Source organism: Leifsonia sp. 2MCAF36 (assembly GCF_052115525.1).
Lineage (GTDB): Bacteria > Actinomycetota > Actinomycetes > Actinomycetales > Microbacteriaceae > Leifsonia.
Genome location: NZ_JBFRGV010000022.1, coordinates 1 through 1,114, shown reverse-complemented (window position 1 = coordinate 1,114; position 1,114 = coordinate 1). Strand labels below are relative to the sequence as shown.

The following is a 1,114-nucleotide window of genomic DNA, read 5'->3' as shown; positions in this document are numbered from 1 at the left end:
GATCAGCCCGTTCAGGTTCTCGTTGCTGCCGCGTTGCCAGGGAGAGTGCGGGTCGGCGAAGAACACCGGACAGTTGGTGGCGATGGTGAAGCGGGCGTGCTCGGCCATTTCGGTGCCTTGATCCCAGGTCAGGGTCGAGAACAATGCGGGGGGCAGCTGCTGGATCATCTCGGTGAGCCGGTCGATGACGGTGGCCGAGTCGCGGACCCCGGGCAGCCGCGTCAGCAGCGCGAACCGGGTGGAGCGTTCGACCAGGGTAATGATCCCGGAGTTCCCGGGCCCGACGACCAGGTCGCCCTCCCAATGTCCGGGAACGGCCCGGTCGGCGGCCTGGGCTGGCCGTTGACTGATTCGGGCGCCTTCCAGCCAGGGCCGGTTGCTGCGCCGCGGCAGCTTGGACTGCGGCACSCGCCCTTTCCGACCCGTCCGCAACGCTTTGACCACGGTCAGCTCGTGCCGCAACGCGCCTTTGCCCTGAACATAGAGCGCCTGATAGATCGTCTCGGCAGACACCCGCATATCCTCTCGCCCCGGGAACAGCCGCGGCAGCCGGCCCGCGGTCTGTTGCGGGGAGAACCGGTCGTTCAACTGCCCGACCACCGCCGCCCGCAACTCGGGATGCTCATCCAGCTTGCGCCGCTTGGGCCTTGCCCGCCGCTGCGCGGCGACCTGATGCGACACACCCGCTTCATACTGCCACTGCCCCCGATGCGACCACCTCGACCGGGCTATCTCCCGCGACACCGTCGAGGGCGCCACCCCGACCAACTGCGCGATCCTGCGCATCGAGAACCCCTGCGCCAGGCCGGTCTGGATCACCGCCCGGTCCGCCAACGACAGCCGACGCCCGTGACCGGCCCCAGCACCGATCACCCCCGGCACTCCCACGTGCAACAGGCCAGAACGACTCCCGGGAGCAAACCTCATGCCAGCAAGCCTCGCCCACCACTCCACCCGACCAGGCGGCACCCCCAACTGAGCTCCCGCACCAACCGCCGAAGCGCCACCCACCAGCAGCCCCAACGCTCGAACCCGAACCTCCAACGACGAATGCGACCCCATCCCAACCCCTCACCGAAAACGAAAGGTGTTGCACTCACCGCACGAACTCACC

General features: G+C 68.3%; 1 protein-coding gene. It reads right to left on the bottom strand.

Translation table 11 applies throughout. The annotated features are described in order from the left end of the window. Nucleotides 1-1,062, bottom strand: a 1,062-nt coding sequence (locus AB4079_RS19410; RefSeq protein ID WP_441788971.1) for an IS30 family transposase, incomplete at its 3' end; no start/stop codon positions are given. Between the last annotated feature and the right edge of the window lie 52 nt (nucleotides 1,063-1,114).